The sequence below is a fragment of the Streptomyces griseoruber genome (assembly GCF_001514205.1).
Lineage (GTDB): Bacteria > Actinomycetota > Actinomycetes > Streptomycetales > Streptomycetaceae > Streptomyces > Streptomyces griseoruber.
In genome coordinates, this window is the sequence record NZ_KQ948765.1 from 1 (window position 1) to 1,260 (window position 1,260).

The window sequence follows — 1,260 nt, forward strand, 5'->3', positions numbered from 1 at the left end:
AGCCACCCGGCACTCCACCACCTCAGGAACCTGCGCTTCCACGACGCGGACAACGAGTCCGTCCTCGTCTACAGCAAGCGCACCGGGGCGGACACGGTGATCGTCGTCGTCAACCTCGACCCCCACCACACCCAGGAGGCCACGGTCTCGCTGGACCTGCCGCAACTCGGCCTGGAACAGCACGCGTTCCTGTCGGTGCACGACGAGCTGACGGGTGAGTCCTACACCTGGGGCCGGCACAACTACGTGCGCCTGGACCCCGGCACAAGGCCGGCCCACGTGTTCCACGTCCGGTGATCCGCACCCCAGATCGGAGGCCCCAGACCGCCATGACCGTCAACTCACCTGTTCCGGACACGTTCGAGGACACCCCCGTCAAGGACCGCGATCCCGACTGGTTCAAGCGAGCCGTCTTCTACGAGGTCCTCGTCCGTTCCTTCCAGGACAGCGACGGCGACGGCGTCGGCGACCTGAAGGGTCTCACCGCCAGACTCGACTACCTCCAGTGGCTCGGCGTCGACTGCCTCTGGCTGCCGCCCTTCTTCAAGTCCCCCCTGCGCGACGGCGGATACGACGTCGCCGACTACACCTCCGTGCTCCCCGAGTTCGGCGACCTCGCCGACTTCGTGGAGTTCGTCGACCACGCCCACCAGCGCGGTATGCGGGTGATCATCGACTTCGTCATGAACCACACCAGCGACCAGCACCCGTGGTTCCAGGAGTCGAGAAGGGACCCCGACGGGCCCTACGGCGACTACTACATGTGGGCCGACGACGACAAGCAGTACGCCGACGCCCGCATCATCTTCGTCGACACCGAGGTCTCCAACTGGACCTTCGACCCGGTCCGCAAGCAGTACTTCTTCCACCGCTTCTTCTCCCACCAGCCGGACCTCAACTACGAGAACCCGGCCGTGCAGGAGGAGATCCTGGCCGCTCTCCGCTTCTGGCTGGACCTGGGCATCGACGGGTTCCGGCTGGACGCGGTGCCCTACCTGTACGCGGCCGAGGACACCAACTGCGAGAACCTGCCCGCCACGCACACGTTCCTCAAGCGGGTGCGCCGCGAGATCGACGCGATGTATCCGGACACGGTGATCCTCGCCGAGGCCAACCAGTGGCCCGAGGACGTGGTCGACTACTTCGGCGACTACACCACCGGCGGCGACGAATGCCACATGGCGTTCCACTTCCCCGTCATGCCGCGCATCTTCATGGCCGTCCGCCGCGAATCCCGCCACCCCGTCTCCGAAATCCTCG

General features: G+C 66.1%; 2 protein-coding genes. Both read left to right on the forward strand.

The window, feature by feature from the left end; genetic code table 11:
- Positions 1–297: alpha-glucosidase C-terminal domain-containing protein (locus AQJ64_RS08355; RefSeq protein ID WP_211286471.1), on the forward strand; the 297-nt coding region annotated here is incomplete at its 5' end.
- Between the two features lie 32 nt (positions 298–329).
- The coding region (locus AQJ64_RS08360) for an alpha-amylase family glycosyl hydrolase (protein ID WP_244902641.1) at positions 330–1,260 on the forward strand (931 nt) is incomplete at its 3' end.